At 59.1% G+C, this 23,294-nt stretch carries 17 protein-coding genes and 1 pseudogene; 14 read left to right on the top strand and 4 right to left on the bottom strand.

The features are described from left to right. Positions 1–1,101 precede the first annotated feature (1,101 nt). The gene (locus JZX89_RS23025; protein ID WP_369809596.1) at positions 1,102–1,764 is read right to left on the bottom strand and encodes a class I SAM-dependent methyltransferase; all 663 of its coding nucleotides are present in this window, start codon (positions 1,762–1,764) and stop codon (positions 1,102–1,104) included. 422 nt (positions 1,765–2,186) lie between these two features. Here JZX89_RS23025 and JZX89_RS23020 point away from each other — a divergent pair, with 422 nt between their 5' ends. From JZX89_RS23020 to JZX89_RS28660, 10 genes and pseudogenes are all read left to right on the top strand, one after another. Then, positions 2,187–3,230 (top strand): LacI family DNA-binding transcriptional regulator, encoded by a 1,044-nt coding sequence (locus tag JZX89_RS23020; protein WP_207135413.1) that lies wholly within the window; start codon positions 2,187–2,189, stop codon positions 3,228–3,230. 16 nt (positions 3,231–3,246) lie between these two features. Next, complete coding sequence (locus JZX89_RS23015) at positions 3,247–4,857, top strand: FAD-dependent oxidoreductase (protein ID WP_207135412.1); 1,611 nt, start codon at positions 3,247–3,249, stop codon at positions 4,855–4,857. A 29-nt stretch (positions 4,858–4,886) separates the two neighbouring features. Further along, positions 4,887–6,146, top strand: coding sequence for an ABC transporter substrate-binding protein (locus JZX89_RS23010; RefSeq protein ID WP_207135411.1), 1,260 nt, complete (start codon positions 4,887–4,889; stop codon positions 6,144–6,146). A gap of 55 nt (positions 6,147–6,201) precedes the next feature. Next, positions 6,202–7,128: a carbohydrate ABC transporter permease gene (locus JZX89_RS23005; protein WP_207135410.1), complete on the top strand. Its 927-nt coding sequence runs from the start codon at positions 6,202–6,204 to the stop codon at positions 7,126–7,128. After that, positions 7,118–7,960, top strand: a complete 843-nt coding sequence (locus JZX89_RS23000) for a carbohydrate ABC transporter permease (protein WP_153516796.1) — start codon at positions 7,118–7,120, stop codon at positions 7,958–7,960. Before JZX89_RS23005 ends, JZX89_RS23000 begins: the two co-directional genes overlap by 11 nt. 15 nt (positions 7,961–7,975) lie before the next feature. Then, positions 7,976–9,019, top strand: coding sequence for an ABC transporter ATP-binding protein (locus JZX89_RS22995; protein ID WP_207135409.1), 1,044 nt, complete (start codon positions 7,976–7,978; stop codon positions 9,017–9,019). A 13-nt stretch (positions 9,020–9,032) separates the two neighbouring features. After that, entirely contained in the window at positions 9,033–9,497 is a 465-nt protein-coding gene (locus JZX89_RS22990; protein WP_207135408.1) for a hypothetical protein, read from the top strand. A gap of 185 nt (positions 9,498–9,682) precedes the next feature. Next, a complete protein-coding gene (locus tag JZX89_RS22985; RefSeq protein ID WP_207135407.1) occupies positions 9,683–11,107 on the top strand; it encodes a SecDF P1 head subdomain-containing protein in 1,425 nt (474 codons plus the stop codon). 152 nt (positions 11,108–11,259) lie between these two features. Then, positions 11,260–13,647 (top strand): tetratricopeptide repeat protein, encoded by a 2,388-nt coding sequence (locus tag JZX89_RS22980; RefSeq protein WP_207135406.1) that lies wholly within the window; start codon positions 11,260–11,262, stop codon positions 13,645–13,647. Positions 13,648–13,790: 143 nt separating this feature from the next. Beyond that, positions 13,791–14,021 (top strand): annotated as a pseudogene (locus JZX89_RS28660) (VOC family protein); the annotation flags it as partial. Positions 14,022–14,051: 30 nt separating this feature from the next. Here JZX89_RS28660 and JZX89_RS22975 read toward each other — a convergent pair. Then, entirely contained in the window at positions 14,052–14,864 is an 813-nt protein-coding gene (locus JZX89_RS22975; protein ID WP_174374887.1) for a nickel-binding protein, read from the bottom strand. A 240-nt stretch (positions 14,865–15,104) separates the two neighbouring features. Here JZX89_RS22975 and JZX89_RS22970 point away from each other — a divergent pair, with 240 nt between their 5' ends. The 4 genes from JZX89_RS22970 to JZX89_RS22955 all read left to right on the top strand — a co-directional run bounded on the left by JZX89_RS22970 (position 15,105) and on the right by JZX89_RS22955 (position 21,888). Continuing rightward, the gene (locus JZX89_RS22970) at positions 15,105–16,169 is read left to right on the top strand and encodes a class I SAM-dependent methyltransferase (RefSeq protein ID WP_207135405.1); all 1,065 of its coding nucleotides are present in this window, start codon (positions 15,105–15,107) and stop codon (positions 16,167–16,169) included. A 418-nt stretch (positions 16,170–16,587) separates the two neighbouring features. Next, positions 16,588–17,418 (top strand): AraC family transcriptional regulator, encoded by an 831-nt coding sequence (locus tag JZX89_RS22965; RefSeq protein WP_369809595.1) that lies wholly within the window; start codon positions 16,588–16,590, stop codon positions 17,416–17,418. A 98-nt stretch (positions 17,419–17,516) separates the two neighbouring features. Beyond that, positions 17,517–17,891 (top strand): hypothetical protein, encoded by a 375-nt coding sequence (locus tag JZX89_RS22960; RefSeq protein WP_207135403.1) that lies wholly within the window; start codon positions 17,517–17,519, stop codon positions 17,889–17,891. A 304-nt stretch (positions 17,892–18,195) separates the two neighbouring features. Further along, on the top strand, positions 18,196–21,888 hold the full coding sequence (locus tag JZX89_RS22955; protein WP_207135402.1) for an autotransporter domain-containing protein: 3,693 nt from the start codon (positions 18,196–18,198) through the stop codon (positions 21,886–21,888). Positions 21,889–22,202: 314 nt separating this feature from the next. On the opposite strand, the gene JZX89_RS22950 is transcribed toward JZX89_RS22955, so the two are convergent. Further along, positions 22,203–22,532, bottom strand: a complete 330-nt coding sequence (locus JZX89_RS22950; protein WP_207135401.1) for a cytochrome C oxidase subunit IV family protein — start codon at positions 22,530–22,532, stop codon at positions 22,203–22,205. Positions 22,533–22,560: 28 nt separating this feature from the next. Next, complete coding sequence (locus tag JZX89_RS22945; RefSeq protein ID WP_207135422.1) at positions 22,561–23,283, bottom strand: heme-copper oxidase subunit III family protein; 723 nt, start codon at positions 23,281–23,283, stop codon at positions 22,561–22,563. Positions 23,284–23,294: the final 11 nt, after the last annotated feature.

Raw genomic sequence — 23,294 nt, 5'->3', positions numbered from 1 at the left:
ATATCATGATATTGTTATTGCGATCGATCGCCACTCAAATCTGAATTCCACTCCAATCAAATCCATCCCGCTCATATAGTTTCCGCGCATAACAATCCTCCGTTCAGATCAGCAAATTCAACATAAAACTCATATATTTACGCGTAATTGGCCCGCAATCAGCAAATTGCAGGTCCGTAAAATCAGCCTTGCTCGCAGATTTTCATCCGCCCTCAGTCAAAAATATACAATCCATCAGCGCATATATTTTATATGTTTTATGTTGATTGTTATATAAAATATATGTTTACAGAATCCGCCCAGATCGCAACTGGCCTGCCCTCTTCGTATCGACCATCGAATCAAAACTCTCCTTCTGGTTGCGTAAATACTACTTCTTGAGCTTCCGATTTCGAAGCTTTGCTATGGCGTAAAGAGATCGCGCCCGCCTCTTCCTCATCAGGGCGGTATCTGCACGAGTAGCAAGGACGTAAATTTCATAGAGACCCATTTTGAACACACCTTTCCTATCACGCGACGCAGCTGCGACCGTGTTGTGAGCTTCATCTCTTGTTTCCATCAGCCTTTCAGCTAGATGGGCATTGCAACGGGGCACTGAAAATTGCCGCCTCTGGAAAATAAAGACACTTATCAGTGCCCCGCATCAGCGGTTTATGCCTGTCAAAGCCTGTCCTTAGCCAATGCGTTTCGGAGAAATAGAAAGGCCCACCACAAACCAGATTCCATCTCTCCTCCGGTCATTGCCAGAGGACTTTCCCTGTCAGGCCCCGAAATATGAGAGTGACGTCTTTCTCTCATAATCAGCGCTGGTTCAGTTTCAAAACCGGAATGTCTCCCGGTTCATAACGGAACAAGGGCAATATAAATCAGGCAAACAGGGCGGGCATGAACGGGGAAACAAAAAGCCTTCCCCGAAGCTAAAGAATCTAGGGGAACAGCGTCAATTCGTTGAAAACATACATCCTTTCAAGTCGAAATATGCAGGCGGCAACCACGGCTGCCAGTCAAAACAACTTTTCGCTTTGGCTTCATCGACAAGCTAGCATGATTATGTCCACTTCTGGCCCTGAACGGATATCATTTACAAGAAATTATGTTCGCTCATGCGTAGGCTACCCAGCCGCGGAAACTGATTGCTTGATAAAATTGCGTGATGCTCGTGAAACCTGCTTCCTGCAGATATTCTCGCTCTTCTTCCGGTGACCTTATGAAGGCTTTTCTCATCCCTATCTTAGCTGCGTTAAGTCTATCGGCGTCCATCTGTGAAGAAGCGCCAAATTTGACATGCCGTTCGATCCAGGTTGAGTAAGCTGGTTCGCTCAATGGGAAACTGACGTGAGCTAGAACGAGCGGCGAGCCCGGTCGTAGACGCTGGCGAATGCCATCAAGCGTGACCTTCCTATCCTCGGGCGAGATATGGTGGAATACGAGCAGACATACTGCACCATCGAAAGGCCCAGCGGGTGCAACAGAGATGCTGCCATTGTGAAGAGCTATGCGCTCAATAAGGTTTCCAATCGTTTTTTGTGCCAATGCAAGCATGTCCGATGACGGATCGACACCATCAAATTTCCAACCTGGCTGCTGTTCAGACAGTGCTTTTAGCTCAAGGCCACCACCCGCACCGACCACGAGCACTCGCCCGTCTTGGGGCACCCGTTCGGCCAAAAGCAGTCCCGCCATGCGATGAAGTCCATCGAGCCCCGGAACGTTGCGTCTAGCTCCTTCGATATAATCAGCCTGCCTTCCATCAAATGTACCCACAGCGACAACTCCTTTTTGCGCCTATCGTAACAACATAAGTTACGTAAGGCGCCGGTGCAATACCTCACATCAGGACAGCGAGCACCGCGGCGACCGCTAATGGCGCAAAGACGCCGCCCACCCATGTCGGCCATCAGCCCAAAGCCGTCGTCGAGCTGCTTTGATATCCAGGTAGAAACGACGTGTAGACATTGCAGCGGGGCCACTCGAACCCATCAGATAAAAATCGCTGCCAAAACAACACGGTGCTGCTGGCGGCATCGGGTCTATGGTTGGGAAATGTCCGATAGGTCCCATAAATGGAACGGTTTGCTCTGACGCATTATCGTGATGTTTCTCACTCTTGACATCCTTTCGCAAACCTTGTTTATACGCATAAGCAGCTAATACGAATTAGCAGAGCAGCAGGAAACGGGGTTTCGATGGTTAGGCGCTTGACGCAACGTGACATTGCGATCTTCGCGGGGGTCAGCCAGGCAACGGTTTCGCTCGTGCTCAACGAGGCGAAATCCGCTGAAGGCCGTATCCCGCCTGAAACGCGGGAGCGCGTGCTGAAGGCCATTCGCGACACCGGTTATGTGGCGGATCCCATTGCGCGCAGCATGGTCAAGGGCGCCAACCGGATTCTGGGTGTATTCACCTACCAGCCGGCTTTCCCGATTGCGCAGGCGGATTTCTACACGCCTTTTCTGATGGGAATAGAGGAGGAGGCGGAGAGGCTGGGCTACGACCTTCTGCTCATGACGGCCGCCGCGCGCGACGATAACGGCCGCAAGCGCATCTTCGGGGAAACAGGTCGGCTTCGACTTGCTGACGGGTGCCTGATTCTGGGCAGCCAGTTCGATCGCGATGAGCTGGCCCAACTGGTTGCCGGTGACTACCCTTACGTCGCAGTCGGTCGCCGTGACGATGCCGGTGGGCCTGTGCGTTATGTTGGCGCGGATTACGTCACCGCCACGCATGCTCTTGTACGAGAGGCACTTGCCGCCGGCCATCGCCGTTTCGCCTTCATCGGCGCGACGGGTCCGGCGGAATCCATCAGCGACCGCTGGCGTGGTTTTCTCGCCGCAATCGAGGGCGCGGCGGAGCTGGTTTATTCCCATGAAAGTGAAAATGGCGATCCGGCCGAGCAACTGGCCGCCGTTCGCGCCAGCGGAGCAAGCGTCGTTTTTTTTGCCGAAGTGGCCGAAGCGGTGGTCTTCGACAATCACGCCCGTGCGCAGGGGGTGAGCGTCCCCGACGATCTTTCCATCGTCGTGCTCGGCAGCGGCACGCGCACGCATACGCTCCGGTTGCAACGTGTCTTCACCTCTTACGCCATCCCCCGCGAAGAGATGGGCCGGCAGGCGACCTCCATGCTGGTCGAAACCCTCACCAGTCCCCCCGGCCCTGTACGACAGATATTGCTGGGTTGCGACATCGTGGCGGGCGAAACGCTTGCTTCCCCAACTCAAGGCCCAACTTAAGGAAAGAGAACCTCACGTGAGAGAATACAATGCAGATATTCTTGTGGTTGGCGGCGGGCTTGGCGGCGTGGCCGCGGCGCTTGGGGCCCTGCGCAACGGCCGCAGCGTTATCCTGACGGAAGCATTCGAGTGGATTGGCGGCCAGCTGACCAGCCAGGCCGTGCCGCCCGACGAGCACAGCTGGGTCGAACAGTTCGGGATCACCGCCAGCTATCGCGCCCTGCGCACGGGCGTGCGGCAATATTACCGCGACCACTATCCGCTGACGGATGCCGCCCGGGCGGATTTGACGCTCAACCCCGGTGACGGCAATGTATCTCGCCTGTGCCATGAACCGCGCGTTTCGCTGGCGGTGATGGAGGCGATGCTTGCCCCTTACGCGGCCGGCGGCAAGCTGACCATTCTCAAGCCGTATGAGCCGATTGCCGCAGAGGTCGACGGCGACACCGTGCGGGCCGTGACGCTGCGCCATTGCAATACGGGCGATCGCGTTTCCTGTTCGGCCCGCTACATCATCGACGCCACCGAATTGGGCGATCTACTGCCGCTGACCGCAACCGACTATGTCACCGGTTTCGAAGCGCAATCCGAAACCGGCGAGCCGAGCGCGCCGGCAGAGGCGCAACCGCACAATCAGCAGGCCGTCTCGATCTGCTTCGCCATCGATCAGGTTGACGGCAATCATGTCATCGACAAACCCGCTCGGTACGACCACTGGCGTCAGGTTGCTCCCGAATTCTGGGGCGGCCCGCTGTTGAGCTGGGACTCGCCCAATCCGCGGACGCTGGAGCGCAGCCGCCGGTTCTTCGATCCCAACCCGGTCGATAACGCAACACGCGACGTTGCCGACCAGCGCCACAGCGCCGGCGATATGAGCCTGTGGATATTCCGCCGCATTGCCGCCCGGCATACATTTCGGCCCGGCGCCTATGCCAGCGATATCTGCCTCGTGAACTGGCCGATGATTGATTATTTCGAGGCGCCGATCATCGACGTTACCCCCGAACAATATGCCGAGCGGCTGGCCGACGCGGCAAGCCTGTCCTATTCCATGTTCTACTGGATGCAGACCGAGGCGCCTCGCCCGGATGGTGGTCAAGGTTTTCCGGGCCTTCGCCTGCGCGGCGACGTTACCGGCACGGAACATGGCCTGGCCATGGCGCCCTATATTCGTGAAAGCCGTCGCATTCGTGCCCTGACCACGGTGGTGGAACAGGATCTGTCGCTTGCCGTGCGCGGCGATCGCGGCGCGGTGCATTACCCCGACAGTATCGGTGTCGGCATGTACCGCATCGACCTGCACCCCTCGACGGGCGGCGATAATTACATCGATGTCGGCGCCTGCCCTTTCGAAATTCCACTGGGTTCCCTTATTCCCCGCCACAAAACGAACCTGCTGGCGGCATCCAAGAATATCGGCACCACGCATATCACCAATGGTTGCTACAGGCTGCATCCGGTCGAATGGAACATCGGCGAAGTGGCCGGCATGCTGGCCGCCTATTGCCTTGACAGGGGCGAGACCCCGCATGGCGTGCATGCCGATGAAAAGCGGCTGGCGGAGTTTCACACCCACATCGAACGCCAAGGGGTGGAGCGCCATTGGCCTGATATTCGCGGCTACTAGCCAAAACGTATAATCTGGGAGGATTATTCATGCGCAGGAGTATAGTCAAAATTGCATTGACCGGTTTTCTGGTCACATCCGGGCTGGTTTCGCCAGCTTTGTCGCAGGAATTGCGGATGGCCATCTGGAGCGCCAACGAAGCCCATCTCGCCCTCTTCAACGAGATCGCCGATGAGTTCGAAGCCAGCCATCCCGGCGTCAAGATCACCTACGATTCGCTTGCCTACGAAGGTTATGCCACCACCTTGACCACCCAGATCGCCGGCGGCAATCCCCCCGACCTGGCCTGGCTGTTCGACACGACCGCCCCTGACTTCATGGCGGCCGGGGCGCTTTATCCCCTTACCGAAACCTTTGCCAATACCAAAGGTTACGACATGGACGACTTCCCCCCCGCAACACTCACCGCCTGGTCGTATGAAGGGGTACAATATCTCTATCCCTTCTCGACATCGCCCTTCGGCGTTTTCGTCAACAACGACATGATCCGGGCGGCAGGCGCAAAGACACCCGCCGAGATGATCGCTGCCGGCGAATGGAACTGGGACAGTGCCATTGCGACAGCCGCGAAAGTTGCGGCCACCGGCAAACAGGGATTGATCATTCGTGATTTCGAATACAAGGCCTGGGAAAACCTTGCCGAAGTCTATACCGGGTGGAATGCCTATCCCTGGTCGAAGGATACCAAGTCCTGCGCTTTTGCCAGCCCGGAGATGGTTGATGCGATGCGCTTCATCCACGACGCGATCTTCGTGAAGAAAGCCATGCCGGGGCCCGGTGTTTCCGCCGACTTTTTTGCCGGGGATGCGGCGATGACGACCACCCAGATCAGCCGCGCAGCGCTGCTGCCGAAAGGCGACAAGGCCTTCGACTGGGATCTCGTGCCGTTGCCTACAGGACCTGCAGGTGACTATGCCGTAACAGGTCGGGCAGGCATTGGCGTCATGGCCAGCGGCAAAAACCCAAAGCTCGCGGCGGAATTCCTGGCGTTTTTCTCCTCCAAGCCTAATGTGGCCAAGCTCGCGCGGTTTTTCCCGCCGGCACGGCAGAGCTTGCTCACCGCCGATGTCCTCGCGGCCGCCAACCCATTGCTGTCGCGTAAACAGATAGAGGCCGTGGTCATTCGCGGCGTCGCCACCGGTCAATCAACGCAGCAGGTCCGCAATTTTGCCCGGCTGCAACAGACCGTTCGCGCTGGCCTTGACGGTCTCTGGCGTCCCGATGCCGATGTCGCGGCTGTCCTGCAAGCGCTTTGCGGCCGTCTCGATCCGTTGCTGGCGGCCAATTGACGCTTGGTAGTCATCCGATTTTCCGTGGATGCGAAAAGCAGAAGGAAGAAAAGCCATGACGCTTGCCCTCCAGACAGCGCAGACACAGGCCCGGCGCGGTTTCTGGACCATGGCGCGCCGTGACGCCGCCACCGGTTATCTGTTCATAGCGCCGCAACTCATCGGTATCGTTGTTTTCGTGCTCGTGCCGCTGGTGCTGGTCTTCTGGTATTCACTGCATGAGTGGAACGTGCTGGCAGGCTCGTTCCGGTTCACCGGCGTCGCCAATTACCAGAAGCTGCTCAGCGACACGGCCATAGGCCAAGTGCTGGCCGTGACCACCGTGTTCTCCGCCGGGCTTGCCCTGCTCAATATGAGCCTGGCGCTGGGGCTTGCGTTGCTCCTGAACCAGAAGCTGGCCTTCATGACCGTGTTCCGCACACTGTTCTTTTCGCCTGTGGTGGTGTCGCTGGTCGCATGGACAATCGTCTGGAGTTTCTTGCTGCAGAACAATGGCGGCATCAACGGCCTCCTGCAAATGATCGGCGTCGAGGGGCCCAACTGGCTGCGCCACCCCACGACGGCAATGATCTCGGTCATCGTCGTGCAGGCGCTCAAGAATCTCGGTCTCAACATGATCCTGTTTCTGGCCGCACTACAGGGCGTGCCACGGGAACTGTTTGAAGCCGCGCGCGTCGACGGTGTGCCGCGCTTCAAGCAATTTTATCGCATCACCCTGCCGATGATCAGCCCGACGATCCTGCTCGCCTCCATCGTCACCATCGTCGGCGCGTTGCAGGTCTTTGCGCAGATCATGATCCTCACGCAGGGCGGGCCGGGCTTTTCCACGACGGTTCTCGTTTATTACCTCTATCAGCAGGCCTTCCAGTTCTACCTCTTCGGTTATGGCTCGACACTCTCCATCATCCTGCTGGTCATTGTCGGCGCTCTCACCTTCATCCAATGGCACTTGCGCAGAAAGTTCGTATTCTATGAAAACTGAACTCAGCCCACGCGCGCAGGCGCTGATCTATTTCATACTCTGCGTGCTGCTTGTCCCCTTCGTCTTTCCGACCTGGTGGATGGTGACGTCATCGGTAAAACCCGTCAGCCAGATATTTGCCTTTCCACCTGACATCTGGCCGCGCGCCTTTGATTTTTCATCCTATTCCGACGTTTTCAGAATACAGCCCTTCGCGCTGCAATACTGGAACTCCGCCTATATCGCCGCAATCGTCACCATCGGCACCATGGCCGTGGCTTCGATGGCCGGATATGCCTTTGCGCGCATCAGGTTCCCCTTCGCCAACGCGATCTTCATGGTGGTGCTGGTGGGATTGCTGATCCCGTCCGAAGTGACACTGGTTCCGCTGTTCCGGATGTTTCTCAAATGGGGCATGATCAACACGCACTGGCCGCTGATCCTGGTGCCGATCTTCGGCGCGCCGGCGGTCTTCGCCACCTTCATCATGCGCCAGTTCTTCATCTCCTTACCCGTGGAACTGGAGGAAGCTGCGCGGGTCGATGGTCTCGGCCGGTTCAAGATATTCTGGACCATCGCCCTGCCGCTTTCCCGTCCGGCGCTGGCCGCCGTTGCGATCTTCACGTTTCTCGGCAGCTGGAACCTTTATCTCGAACCCATCGTCTTTCTTTCCAGCCCCGACAAGTTCACCCTGCCCCAGGCGCTGACACAATTTACCGACGCCTATGGCGGGCCGATGTGGAACATCCAGCTTGCCGCCGCAACGATGACCGCCATTCCCGTACTCATCGTTTTCATCGTTGCGCAGAAACAATTCGTCGAAGGCCTCGCCCATACCGGCCTCAAAGGCTAATCGAAAGGCTGACCCATGGCACCCGTTACCCTTAGATCCGTAAAGAAAAGCTATGGCGCATTCGCCACCATCCATGGTGTCGACATCGATATTGCCGATGGCGAATTCGTTGTCCTCGTCGGCCCATCGGGCTGCGGCAAATCCACGCTGCTGCGGATGATCGCAGGCCTTGAAACCGTGACCAGCGGCGATATCTCGATCAGCAGCCGTGTCGTCAACGAGATCGAACCGAAAGACCGCGACATCGCCATGGTCTTTCAGAACTACGCGCTTTATCCGCACATGAGCGTGGCCAGGAACATGGCGTTTTCGCTCGAACATCGCGGCGGCAGCAAGGCCGAGATCGCCGAACGGGTGAGCTGGGCAGCCGACATATTGGGGCTGACGCCGTTGCTCGAACGGTTCCCCCGCCAGCTTTCCGGCGGGCAACGGCAGCGTGTCGCCATGGGCCGCGCAATCGTCCGCAATCCGCAGGTTTTTCTGTTCGACGAACCGCTCAGCAATCTCGACGCCAAGCTGCGCGTGGTGATGCGCGGTGAAATCAAGGGGTTGCACCAGCGCCTGGGGGTCACGACCGTCTATGTCACGCATGACCAGGTGGAAGCCATGACCATGGCCGACAAGATCGTGGTGATGAATGCCGGACGGGTCGAGCAATGCGGGGCGCCGCTCGAGCTTTATGACCGGCCCGCCAATCCCTTCGTCGCGGGCTTCATCGGTTCGCCGGCGATGAATTTCATCAAGGGGCGACTTACCGCCGATGGCTTCGAGGCTGACGGTATCGTCTTGCCCCTTCCGCCCGGCCCGGCCACAGGCGAAGCGATATATGGCGTCCGCCCGGAACATTTCGAACTGGTCAACCATGGCCTCCCCGCGACCGTTTTACTGGTGGAGCCAATGGGGTCGGAAACGCAGGTCACGATGATGCTCGGCCATCACCAGGTCATCGGCGTCTTCCGCGAGCGTGTGCAGGCGCAGCCGGGCGCAACCATCCAGGTTCAGCCCGACCTGAAATCGATCCATTTGTTCGATGCCGCGACCAATCAACGCCTCAACTAGCGAACCCCTCGCCATGACACGCCATCGCAAACCGGGTCTGAAGACGCATCGCGCCGACGGGCCACCTCTCGGCATATTTTCACCATCCGAAATTGCATCGGATCCCTCATGGGTTCCGGATATGGCTGCTTCAGGCGAGCCGGCGATGACTGCGGAAACCTATATTGCCGCATATCTTGCCGACGTCGATGCATGGTGGTGGTCAACGAACCTGCATCACGAGCCAGGAGGTTTAGCGTTAAAACGCACCCTCGCTATTATCGCGCGAGCAAGGATGCCCGATCACGAACGAGCTCTCGGCCAGTTCGGTGTCGATCCACTGGAGAATATGATGTCCGATGAACTGCTTGAGCTTTTGAGAGCCTGGATGCCGTTCACGCCCGCAATGTGCTACGCCCTCGGCTGCGTGCGGATGGAGTTCGAACCGCCCCAACTGCAACGCCGCCTGAGTGTCGCGACGCAAAACAGAATTCAATGATTAAAAATCGCTGCCCGGAAACGCCCTGTTGGGTTGAACTTGGGATGGACCATATGAAATCGGCGTGTCAGGTGTTGGAAAGCCACAATCGGAGGGACAGGCAAATTCGCACGAATGTAATGCGCCGTAATATCGGTCTAGTCCCTCCCCTCTTTCTCGCTGCCGGGCTGATATTCCAGGCAACGATGGCAGTCAGCCCGGCCCAGGCGGCGGAGAGCGTGACCGTTCCCCCTTATGAACCTGCCATCGGGGCCGAGAGCCATTATCGCGTTCAAAAGACGACCGAGACCGACATGTCGCTTTGGTTCGACAAACCGGAAGCATCGTCCGTTGTCATGCGTGGCGATTTCCGTCAATCGGCAACGGTCCTGTCGCGCGACGCCGACGGAATGCGGATGAAATGGACGCTTTCCGCAGACATTCCCCCGGACGCGACAGGCGCTGCGGATTCTTATGCGATGAACGCCATGTTTCGCAATTCACTCGCCGCTTATGGTGTGAAGGCGCTGGAGTTCGACGCCGATCCGAGCGGCACTCCGACGGCGCTTGTGGGCGCCGATCAGATCATCGCCAATATGGAAATGCTTCTGTCCACGTCCGCGTCAGATAACACGGCCTCCCGCATGCTCCAGACGGTTAAAGGTAATCCTCTTGTCGTTATCGACGTGCTTGCGCCGGAAAGCATGATCCTTGCGCTTGGGCAATCCTCCGAAGCTTTCACGACAGATATCGGACGGGAATGGACCGTTGAGGGAAGCGAAGAACTGAAGGGGATGCTCGTCCCGACAAGTACCGTCTGGAAACTCGAAGCCGCCGACAGGATCAGGCAAACAGCCACGTTCAGCGCGAAAGTAACCTACGATCCGGTTGCCCTGCTGCAATCCCAGCAATCTTCGATCGATGGCATGATCGCAAGCTTCGCAGACCGGGCGAAGCAAATGACCGACGCGCAACTGGCGCAGGCCAGAAGCGCCGGCAAGTCGCGGACTGTGACCTATGTGAATTCAACACGTGACGGCTCGACAATCGAGGTGCTGGAAAACACGGTCGCAAATGTTGGCGGCATGAAGGTCACCGTGGCCATGCATATCTGGCGAGAGGACCAGCCGCCGGTCCTGTCTGCGCCACATGCATGGACTGCCCAGCCCCTGTCCGGCCAACGCGTTGAGCCGTTACCCGAAAACAATACGCAAGCTTCGATCGATCTGGACCAGTACCGCCCGAAGACCGATGCCGATACCGATACCGCTTCCTCTTCCAACCAGAATGATGGTGACAAAACCTCTAAAGACAGCGGCGGCGGGCACATTGCACCGATTTCGCTCAAGGTCGCAAAGGTGAAATCCTCGGTCGATCACGCTGCCGGACCTACGGTGGAAATTGCGTTGACGCCGGAAAGCGCCAAGGCCTTCGGGGATTTCACACGCGCAGCTCTCGGGCAAAAGACCCAGCTGCTGGTTGATGGAGACGTCATCTCCGAACCGGTGGTGAGAGAGCCGATTATGGGCGGCAGCGTCACCGTCAATGGTCTTGATTCAGCGCAGGCTCTGGCCATCGAGCAACGATTGTCGTCTTCCGAGGCCACGATCATCGTGCGGTTGGCACCATAATCTTGCAACGAGGAATTCTTCCGGTGAGGGCAGATTGCTCGCTTCAGAGGCGAGTGACATTATAGATTGAACGCGAGACCCAGTGGAATTAGGTATGGCTGTAATATCTTGTCTGAGAAGATTGTGCACAAAGGGCGTGGGAAAGTCAGCTGATGAAGAACGATAAATCGTCGCAAGGGCTGAGTGAGATCCTGCGTGATCTCGTCCAGGAGGGCGGCCAGCTGGCGGAGGCGTTACGGCTCACAGAAGCACATCTTGCCAGTGCGCCTGACGATACGGACATCTTGGAATGGCATATTCGCGTGCTCGAGCAAATGGATCGCAGCGAAGAAGCCCTGGTTGCATTCGAGCCATACAAGACCGCAGTTCTTGGCCGGGAGCCTGAAAGCCCGCATCGCTGGCAAAAACTCGGGTTCGCGCTCTTTCGGCAAGCAGAGATTTGCCGCGCTCTGGGCCGCAAGGAAGAGGCGCGGCACCTGGTTCTTGAGGCAGTGACCAGGATCGGCAGCTTTAGCGATCACACGGCCTGGATGACGGCAGCGCGATGGTTCTGGGACGACGGCGAATTCAATGGCGCCGGGCGGCTCTGGTACGATATCATGTTCAGGAGCAACGCCGACGATGGCCTTGCCGCCAAAATTCTCGAAACCACAACGACCCTGGGCGACGAGCACAACCATGATTGGGTATGGCTCGCACGCATGCGGGCGACACTGGCCGCCCGAGAGCGCAGACGCGAGCGCATCGAGGCGATGTTCCTCCGTGTTGCGCATCAGCCGCTCGCCTGGCGCATCAGGGCCAGGGCGCGTGCGATGGCGGATGATCTCGACGCGGCCTCCGCCGATCTTGATCATTATCTCGAACTCGGCGGCGACCCCAGGGCACAGGTCTGGCGGGCGCAGCTCAACCATCAAATGGGGCATGCACACGGCCTGGAACAGATCGTGTGGAACAGGACGAGCGACGCGGGCGCACGCGACTATTATGCGGCGGGCTGCGATGTCATGGGATTCATCGAGGAGCTCCAGGAGGAAGGGCAATATGTCGGTGCCGAGGATTTTGCGCGCGCCCGTCGAGTGGAGGCCGAGGTCTATAAACTCGGAGCGGAGCGTTTCGAGCATTACTTCGCGACTGGGGAAGGCAATAGTGAGGACGCCGATCCACACGTCTATGCCATGTTATGCAACAATCTCGGTTCGTCCTGGGGCATTAACCAGGAACGCTACCTTGAGGGCATTGCCTGGCACGACAAGGGTTGGGCAGTTTCGCCATTCTGGGAGCAATACAGTAACCGGCTGCGCAATCAGCTCCATGCTCGCCAGTGGGCGGGCGTGATCGAATCCTATGAGATCCTGCGTCAGGCTTTCGGCAGGGGCTGGCAATATGAAAAACGGTTGAATGGCGTTGGCTATGCCTATGATCAGCTCGGACGCCATGGAGACGTACTCGCTCTCTATGACGAATTCGCCGAATGGTGCTGGACATTCGAGACGAACTCGCTCGAATTCGATGAGGAAGAAAACCAGATCGGGCTGTTGTTGCGAGCAGCGAAGGCCGCGGCGCACGAGGGCCGCAACGATCTGTTGCGTGAAATCACGCACCGGCTGCCGGCCTCCGATCGCCTGACCCCGAATATGGCGGACTTTCTCGCCACGACTTGGGCGGATCACGGTGATCCGGCCGAAGCCGAGCTTTGCCGACAGGCGCTCACCCCGCCGGAGCCACCGGCGATGCCCGATATGCCGAGGCTTCCTGACCTCGTGACACTGCAGCGGATTCACGATGGTGTGCCGCTGAATTCGGGTTATGGCGCCCTCACTCTGACAGCGGAAGATGAGCAGGGCTGGCATTTCACGGTCACGCGTTATCTCGCGCCGGCCAATGGCGATGCCTTTTGTCCCGTCAATATCGAGGCGCAGCGCGGACAGGAACCAGGCACGCTTGCCTGGCAGGTCGGCCAAGTCGAGGAGCCAGCTGGATGGCTGGCGCGCCTCGGTGGCCGCAAGATCAATCGACGTGTCCAACTCACCCGCTCTCCCACAGGATCGCCCGATGCCGAGGCGCTCCAGACTGCGGACGAGGCGGAGATCGAGGCTTTCTGGCCGCAATTCCTGCGCCGTTACGAGAGAGCGGACAAGATCTGGCAGCAATTGTCGGGCACGATCACCATCGAGCAAATCAGGGTGCTTCTCGCCGAACTCGAGGCTGCCGGTTATGATTATGACCAATCACTGAATCTGGGCATCTGCACGGTGCAGCGCACACTCATCAACGGCCGGCAGGAGATCAGCCTTTGTTTCGACCGTCTGCGGGATGGCGATCCCGCCCGCCCGGGCAAGGCCTGTGATTTCTACTATCACCGCTATCAGATCGCCGGGACTGAAGAGGAGCCCGTTCTCTGCTATATGTATCAGGACAAAAACCATCAGACAGCCCGGGATGTCGAACCGAGCGACTCCGATCTGGCGCTGGCCTCACTCGCTCACTTCCGGCGCATGATGCGCCGTCTGGAACGGCATCGTAAACTACAAAAGAGCTGACAGGCCGATCGCGATCGCCTTGGAAGACCCATATTGGTTCCGCAGCAGCGGCGTATAACGTGTATGCCGGCGTTCCCCTGTCCGCGTAAGGGCGCCGATAGAGGTGGCTCGGTTTGTCTGAACAGTTTCGGGCGTTTTGCTAAGTGGATTTCCGCCTCGATTATGCTGCCACCATCATTGGTGCCAGCGCGTGGGCCGGTCGCGTCACGGGTCTCGGCGACCAGCATGTCGAGATCGCCATGATGCGCACTCCGGACGGACACGGTCGGCTGGAGCTTTCGCGCTTCCTCCGTTCTGAAATCGTTGCCGATCACCGGACTTCTCCCGTGAACGCTCTTGGATATCTGCGTGCCATGTTCACAGTCGACGACGTCTATTTGTGCATGAGATTTCAAATCGCGCAGCTAGTGCAACCATTCACACTGATAGGCCAACACCGGTTCGGCAAATCCTTTCAGTCTGTAACGATCACCATGCACGAGGACATCGGCGCTGCCATATTCCTGGAAGGTCTTGTCCGATATCAGGATTTGATCGCTCCCAGCGGCGGCACAAAGCCTTGCTGCCAGTTGCACGGTCGTGCCGAAGAAATCATTGTGGTCTTCGACTGGCTCACCACAATCCAGCCCGATGCGGATGTGAATGGGCTCGCCGTTGTCGCTGTTGTAGCGATGGAATTCGCGTTGGATGTCAATGGCGCAGTCCACGGCAAATGGCGTGGAGGAGAACACGGCCATGATGCCATCACCGGTGTGCTTGACCTCCCGCCCCGATCGTCGCCCAAGGCAGCCACGAACCAGAGCGTCATGCGCCCGGACGAGTTCAGCCGACATGCGATCACCGAGGCGGGACGTCATTTCAGTTGAACCGACAATATCTGTGAAAAGGATCGCACGGTGGCCGGCGTCCATGGCTTGCGAGACAGCCCCAACCGTAACGGGATCCTGTATTCGCCCGAGAAATGCTTCTACGGCTGACAGGGCAACTTCCACCACTTCACTGGCGATAAAGCCGTGCGCTTCCCGATGCACGCACTGCGCGGTTTCAGCGTCCGGGGCATCCATAAGGCAAAAGGCAGTACCACGCCTTTCATCAAACCAGTAGGTCAAAAACCTGACGCCATACTGATCCTGGATGTTGAGATCTTTAAGGTGTGCGGCGGCAATATCAGCCGCTGAAACTCCGGCAAGCTCGTGCCGGTCCATGAAGATAGGCATTGGTTTCCTCCCAAGAGTATATCGTTGCCTCCTCTGCCGGCGAGTTTACGACTTCCCCGAACTATCGTCTATCACTCTTACGGGTGACCCTTGACAGCGACGGATTACCGGAAAGAGCGATATGCGTTTGCGTGACAATTTCAGCGCATTCGGCTATGTTACAAGGCCTACGAGCATTCACTGACGCATCAATTTGCGGTCAGCCTTTGCCCGCCAACGAAGCGAATTGGGGGGAATGCGATGACACAGCTCGATGAAACAAAACTGAATTCTTTCATTGGCAAAATGCTGGGCGACCTTGGAGGAGCCTTCAGCGTTCCAACCGTCAGGATTGGTTTGAGACTGGGCCTGTTCGAGGCGCTGCATCGCGTCGGGCCGGTGACGTCCGCAGGCCTGTCGGCAGCAGCTGGCGGCCTGTCGGAGCGATATGTCAGGGAGTGGGCACTGGCACAGGCGGCAAACGGCTACATCGACTACGACAGCGGTTCCGGGATGTTCAGTCTCTCACCCGAGCAGGCGATGGTGTTCGTCCACAAAGACAGCCCGGTGTATCTGGAAGGCGCTTTCGATCTGGTAGCCGCGATGATCGAGGGAGAGCCGAAGGTTGAGCGCAGCTTCCGAACCGGCGGCGGGGTGCGATGGGGAGACACCGCAGGTTGCCTGTTCTGCGCAACGGGCGCGTTCTTTCGACCGGGATATGTGAACAATATTGTGCAATCGTGGCTGCCTGCCCTTCAGGGCGTCGAGGAAAAACTGGTGAGAGGCGCCAGGGTGGCCGATGTCGGCTGTGGTGTCGGTTTTTCGACCATTCTTATGGCCGAGGCATACCGCAACGCCAGCTTCATCGGCTACGACTTCCACGAGCCATCGATAGAAGAAGCGAATAAACATGCCCGAAACCACGGGGTGGACGACCGGGTGAAGTTCGTGGCGGCAACGGCCAAGGACATCAAGGATACGGACTTCGATCTCATCACCAGCTACGACTGTCTGCACGACATGGGTGATCCGCGTGGATGCGCGGGGCACATGTCTCGCATTCTCAAGAAGGACGGCACCTGGATGATCGTCGAACCCATCGCGGGCGACCGCCCGGCGGACAATATGAATCCCGTCGGCCGTCTCTATTACAACGCGTCAACGATGATCTGCGTGCCCACCTCACTTGATCAGGAGGTCGGTGAAGGATTGGGCGCGCAGGCCGGTGAAGCGAAGCTTTCCGAGGTCATCCGCTCGGGTGGCTTTACCCATGTCAGGCGCGCCTTCACGGGACCCTTCAACATGGTCCTGGAGGCGCGCGCCTAGGATGTCTTGCCTTCTACTGTAAGGGGGCATGGCGCGGCGCGGTTGACCACGGTCGGGCGCCATGACTGTGCGTCTCAAATGCTTGACCGAGCGTCCCAGGCAATTGACTACTTCAACAATTGAATATCTTCTCATACGGTTCGGTCGGTGCGGTGCCGGTGCAGAAGACAGTCGAAAATTCAAACGCTGGTTCCGGATGCGCAAAGCCGACAGCACTTTTGATATGGCTTCGTCACAGCGAGTTGATTGGCCATTTCCACCAGGCGAAGAATGTTTCGCAGCTTGGAAAAGTGCGCTTTCTCTGCTGGTAGACTGTTCCACACCCTGGGATGCAGATCCTGCGCTTTTCGATTTTCATGGTTGCAGCTGGCAGCTTCCGGGAGCCTTTCTGCATGCGAACGGCGGATCGGCGATGGTGATGTCGCGGACGCAGCAGGTCATCGATGAGCGACCGACCCCGCATATGGTGCTGTTCATGCTCCTGGAAGGGCGGGTCACGAGCAACTATGACGGACTGATTCAGGAACATGAGCCCGGAGACATCGTCGTCGTCGATTATTCGTTGCCCTATGAGAGCGAGACGTCAGGCTTTGAGGCGATCGCGCTGACCTTCGACAAGGCCAATGTGCTGGTCGAGTTTCTGAATAATGCTCACGGTCTTGTGCTGACACCGAACGAGCACGCCGGCGCTATGCTTGGAGCCCAGATCAAGGCGCTGGTGGAACATATTGGCGGTCTCAGCATCCACCAGAGCCAGGTGGCGGTCGATGGCATCCTGCGTTTTGCCGCGGCCGCCTTTGCGGCCCCCGCAACGCGAGAAAGACGCGACAAGCGTTTCCTTTTCCAACGCGCATCTTCGAGCGCGCGACAAAGGCTGTCCGATCCCGACTTCGGTCCGGATGAGTTGGCGGCGGTCCTGGGGGTTTCCCGGTCGAAACTGTTCCGTCTGTTCGAACCGCATGGTGGCGTACAGCGCTGGATGCTCGTTGAACGGCTAAGAGGAAGCTTGCAGAGCATCATGCGATCGACGCCGGATCACAAGATCGCCGTCATCGCCCGTAACCACGGGTTTCGCAGCGAGGCGCACTTCAGCCGCGCGTTCCAGAAGCGATATCAGACCAGTCCGAGTTCCGTCCGAGCTCTCGCCAAGGATTCAGTGCGAATAGCCGCATATGAGACCTTGTTGAAGCAAGGCGGCGGAAACGGAGCAGCGATCGTCGAAGCCTGGCTCGCTTCCGCCCGCGTTTGATTCCGCCCAGCCGCATCAGCTCCTGACACGACGATTGCTCCCTGCCGGCCGAGCCGACCATCGCTGATCGGAATTCGTCATTCGGCACGCCGGGCACGATGACCCTACGTCTCATCTTGATGACTGAACGTCCCAATATGCGCGGCAACCTCGCTCGGGGCAGTGACAGTGCGAGCGACATCGCAGACAGATGTTTTCGGTTTTGGATTCAGGCCTTCTGGCTGGCCATGGGGGGCGGCAAGAATGAGCAATGGGGAGGCACGGATATGTCGGACGTGGCAGTTCAGACGCAGCAGATTACCGATACGGAGCACCCCGCGCACTGGCCGTCGTATCTTGGCAGGGCACTCAGCAAGGCATGGGCTCTGGTAACGCCGGCCGACCCGCGCGAACAAGAGCCGGACGGTCTGGAAGTGCTCGATATGCTCGGCGGCTGGGAAGGCTCCGACGCCAGGCGGCGCAGCATCAGCTAGCACCCTGCCAGTCAACTTGCCCGCAACGGCAGGCAGGCAAATGAAAATTCCATTGATCAGGATTGACCGGCCCAGGACGTTTTTCGCGTTCAGGGCGCAGGCAGATTGTCACCTCAAAGCCTGACGCTCTCAGGTCTTCGGACACATTGGCAACCACCGAAACCCCTCGATCTCGACCCATCCGCGACGCTTCAGCCTGCTGAACCCAGCAACACGGCTTCAAGGCCAATTTCAACATGAGATTCGAATGCGCATCAGTTCATTACCATTTCCAACGACAAGCCCTGCCGATGAAGCTTCCACTATGCGCCCGCCCCGCTTCGGGCGTCTGCGGCTCCAGACGTTGCGGGGTTCGACGACGCTGTGCGGGTTCGTCTCCGCCGGTGTTTACTCTGTGTTGGCGGTAACGGCGCTGGGTTTGGCTGCGCAGCCGGCTCTTGCGCAATGCGCTCCGACAGCGGGCGGCTTCGCCTGCTCCGGAGCCAATATAACGGGGCAAGACATCGACGCCGACGATACCACTGTCACGACGGCCCCTGGCTTCAGAGTCGATACGACGGCGCCGGGCGAACACGCCCTCTCCATTCAGGGGTTCGGCCATATCAGCTACATCGACGGCAATGGGGCGGCCCTCACGGCGGGCTCGGGTCAAATTGGTCTGAACATCCAGGCGAATGGCGATAACGGCGCAACTCCGGGCGCAATAACGGTCGTGACTGGTGGGGCCGTCACCGGCGGTGACTCAGGTATCGTGGCCATCAACTATGGCACCGGCACGACCTCCGTTACCGCGACAGGCCAGGTGACCGGGACCGATAGCAGCGGCATCTACACCGAGAATGCCATCACGGCGAGCGACCTGACGGTGAACGCCGCAGGCGTCACCGGCGGCGACACCGGGATTATCGCAGCCAACAACGGCACTGGTGCGACCAGCGTTACCGCAACGGGTCTGGTAACAGGGATCGGTCTCAATGGCATCTGGGTCCAAAACGCCAACACTGCAACCGACCTGACGGTAAGCGCCGCAGCCGTCAACGGCAATGTCGATGGTATTTATGCCCACAATGACGGCACAGGCGCGACCAGCGTAACAGCGACAGGCCAGGTGAGCGGGACCAATGGCAACGGCTTTAACGTCGAGAACGCCGCCACGGCGACCGATCTGACGGTGAACGCCGCAGGCGTCACCGGCGGCGACACCGGCATTAACGCCGCCAATAACGGCACTGGCGCGACCTCCGTCACCGCAACAGGTCAGGTGTCCGGCATCGGTCTCAACGGCATCTGGGTCCAGAACGCCACCACTGCAACCGACTTGACGGTAAGTGCCGCGGGCGTCACCGGCAATGCCGACGGTATTTACCTCTACAACGACGGTACAGGTGCGACGAGCGTTACCGCGACGGGCCAGGTAACCGGCACCAATGGCATCGGCATCAACGCCTGGAACGCCACCACGGCGACCGATCTGACTGTCAACGCTGCGCGTGCTACCGGCCGCGACACGGGCATTCTCGCCTCTAACGGCGGCACCGGCGCGACCAGCGTCATCGCGACGGGTCTGATCACCGGGATCGAAGGGAACGGCGTCCAGGCCTATAACGGCGCTACCGCAGGCGGCCTCAATGTGAATGTCGTGGATGTCACGGCCGGATTGACCGGCATCTACGCCTGGAACCAGGGCGCCGGCACCACCGACGTGACCGCGACAGGACGGATCATCGCGAAACAGGGCTACGGCATCTTCGCCTTCAATGACGGCGGCACGACAACCGACGTGACGGTAAATGCCGCAGGTGTCACCGGCGTTCCAGCCGGTATTTACGCCATCAATGGCGGCTCCGGGACGACCAGCATCACCGCAGCTGGCCTCGTGACCGGGGCTACCGGGATCAGCGCCGTGACCGGCCCCGCCTCAGCCGACCTGACGGTGAAGGCCGCAGACCTCACGGCCGACAGCTTCGGCATCAACATCTCCAACTACGGCCGGGGGGCGACAACGATCACCACGTCCGGTCAGGTGACGGGGGCCGACGACACCGGCATCTATGCCTATAATCACCTCGCGACAACCGACATGACGGTCAATTCCGCAGGCGTCGCCGGCAGGCTGTATGGCATCAAGACAAGCAATAACGGCACCGGAGCGACCACCATCACGACCAGTGGGCTTGTGGAAGGCGGGGTCAGCGCCATCTCGGTCCAGTCCGGCGGCCAACCGATCGCCATCGTCACCAACGGGTTGGTACGCAATACCTCACGCGATTCGACACGACTTGCGATCGAGGCTTTCGGCGGCCCGGTGGCGCTGACCAATGCCGGCGGCATGATTGGCACGGTCGACTTCGGCGTGGGCGCCAATATCATGACCAACAACGCGGCCTGGAACACGGCGGGCGGCGAAAACCACTTCGGCGGCGGCACGCTGACCAACAGTGTCAATGACACAATTATCGGCGGTGGCAATGGCGCCGTGCCGGTGCAGACCCTGTTTGACAACCTCGGCAGTTTTGTCAATCACGGCACGCTCACCATGGCCAATGGCGTGGCTGGCGATGTCGTCAGCCAGACCGGCGGCAATGCACGGTTCGAAGCAGGATCGGTTCTGGTGATCGACGTCAATGCCCTGGGACAAGCGGACAAATTCATCACAACCGGAAGCGCGACGCTGGCCGGCGGCACGGTCGCAATCCCTCACATGGGTGGCGTCTATCTGCCGGATCGCCAGTGGACAATCCTCACTGCAAGCGGCGGTGTCAGCGGCACCTTCGCCCCGGTGTCCGAAGGTCTGCCCTATATCGACATGTCGCTCGGCTACGACGCCAGCAACGTCTATCTCAGTGCCGTCCGCAATGGCGTCGCCTTCTGCCTCACTGGCTTCAGCGGCAACGAATGCGCGGGCGCCAACGGCGTCGAATCGCTCGGTCAGGGCAACACGCTCTACGACCTTGTCATTTCGCAGACGAGCGCCGAGGCTGCGGCCGACGTCTTCAATCAGGTCTCGGGCGAAATCCACGCTTCGGCCAAGGGCATGCTGCTTGAAGACAGCCGCTTTGTCCGCAATGCCGCGGGCGATCGCCTGCGTGCTGCGTTCGGCGGCATCGGCGCTGCGCGCGCACCGGTGCTGGCCTATGGCGAGGGTGGGGCCGAACTCGTCGCGGCGGATACCGAACGCTTTGCCGTCTGGGGCAATAGTTTCGGCTCGTGGGGCGGCACAGGCGGCGACGGCAATGCCGCCGCGTTCGACCGCTCCATCAGCGGATTTTTGCTGGGTGGTGATGTCCTGGTCGACGATGCATGGCGTGCAGGTCTTATGACCGGCTTCAGCCACTCGTCCTTCGATGTCGACAACCTCGCATCTTCCGGCAACGCCACCAGCTACTCTTTCGGTGCCTATGGCGGCGGCCAATGGGGCGCGGTGTCGTTACGCGCGGGTGCCGCCTACAGCTGGAACAGCATCGAGACCCGCCGCGCGGTGGCGATCCCTGGCCTGTCCGAAGTGCTGTCGGCCGACTATGACGGCGCCACGGCACAGATATTCGGCGAGGCCAGCTACCGCATCGACACGGCGGCAGCGACTTTCGAGCCTTTTGCCAGTCTCGCTTATGTCAATTTACGCACCGGCGGGTTCACCGAGACGGGTGGGGCGGCAGCCCTTTCACAGGCGGGTTCGAATGCCGATACCACCTTCACCGCGCTCGGTATCCGCGCCTCGGACGACTTCGCGCTCGGCAACATCAACGTGACTGCGCACGGCATGCTGGCCTGGCGTCATGCGTTCGGCGAAGTGACACCGTTGTCGACCGGAGCCTTTTCCGGCGGCAACACCTTCACCATCGCCGGCGTGCCGATCGCAAGGGATGCCGCGGTGCTCGAGGCCGGCCTCGACTTCGATATTGCGCCCATGGCAAAGCTCGGCGTCTCCTATACCGGGCAGTTCGGCTCGGGCGTTTCCGACAATGGCGCCAGGCTGGATCTCAACGTCAGGTTCTGAACCGCCCGCGCCCGCGATTTGCCGGCCGAGTACAAGGCCTGCCCATCGAAGCAAGCTGCGGCTTCCGCCAGGAAACCGCAGCTTGCCGTTCGCCGGCAGGTTCGTTTTCCGCTGCGCCGGAAACACCCGAAACTCAGCAGGATGGCCTGAGTAACGAACGGAATGCTGAACGCAGAAATCGACCGGCAATCAAATGCAGATCGTTTCCGACCTTGAAAGATTGCGCGAGAGGTTTGGCGGACAGGCAACGCTTTCTTGCGCATCAGGCCATTGGCCGACAATGAAAACGGCGTACCAGAGGAAACAGCCTGATCCTACGGGCCGCCCAAAAAGGCCAATCGGTTAAACACCGTGTACTGGGATTCCGAGACCATCAAAGCGGTAAAGACAAGCACGATGACCGGAGGAAGGAGGATGGCGTAGATCAAGGCCAGCCTTTCCCACGCCATGTGCATGAAAACCGCAACGATCAGCCCCGCCTTCAGGGCCATGAACAGAAGGATCAGAGCCCATCTGGCATAACTCTGGATGCCAAGGTAATCGACGAGGTAAGAGAAGCTGCTGAGGACGAAAAGTAGCCCCCAGACCACCAGATAAAGTCTTATCGAATGCTGTTGTCCCGAATGCGCCTGCTCTTGTGCCATGATGTCATCCTCACCGCAGATAGAAGCCTCACCACAGATAGAAGAATGCAAAAATGAATACCCAGACCAGATCCACGAAGTGCCAGTAAAGCCCGGTTATCTCTACGATCTCGTATTGGCCCTTACGGCTGGTGAAAAATCCTCGCCTTTCCTGATCGAAGTCCCCCCGCCATACCTTGCGCGCCATGATGAGAAGGAACAGCACGCCGATTGAAACATGGGTGCCGTGAAAGCCCGTGATCATGAAGAAAGACGAGCCGAATTGCGCGGCACCGAACGGGTTCTCCCAGGGGCGAACCCCTTCCCGGATCAGTTTGGTCCATTCGAATACCTGCATTGCCACGAATGTCGCGCCCAGCGCCGCCGTCGCAACCATCAGCGCGGCGGTTTTGCGGCGATCGCGGCGATATCCGAAGTTGACGGCCATGGCCATCGTGCCGCTGCTGCTGATGAGAACGAAGGTCATGATGGCGATCAGGATCAGCGGTACGTCCTTGCCCGCGATCGTCAGGGCGAAAACCTCGCTCGGATTGGGCCAGGCCACGGTGGTCGACATCCGCGCCGTCATATAGGCCACGAGAAAACAGCCGAAAATGAAGGTGTCGCTCAGGAGGAATATCCACATCATCGCCTTGCCCCACGAGACGTTTTTGAACGCCCGCTGGTCCGATGAGAGATCGGCGGCAACGCCGCGCAGTCCCGTCACCTGGCGGTGGGGATCATGTGCCGGTCTTTCCATGGATGTGGTCATCATCGAACCTC

Origin of the sequence: Agrobacterium burrii, from assembly GCF_017313405.1 — a bacterium.
In the GTDB taxonomy this organism is placed as follows: domain Bacteria; phylum Pseudomonadota; class Alphaproteobacteria; order Rhizobiales; family Rhizobiaceae; genus Agrobacterium; species Agrobacterium burrii.
The sequence above is the reverse complement of the archived record's forward strand: the minus strand, read 5'-3'. Positions and strand labels throughout refer to the sequence as shown.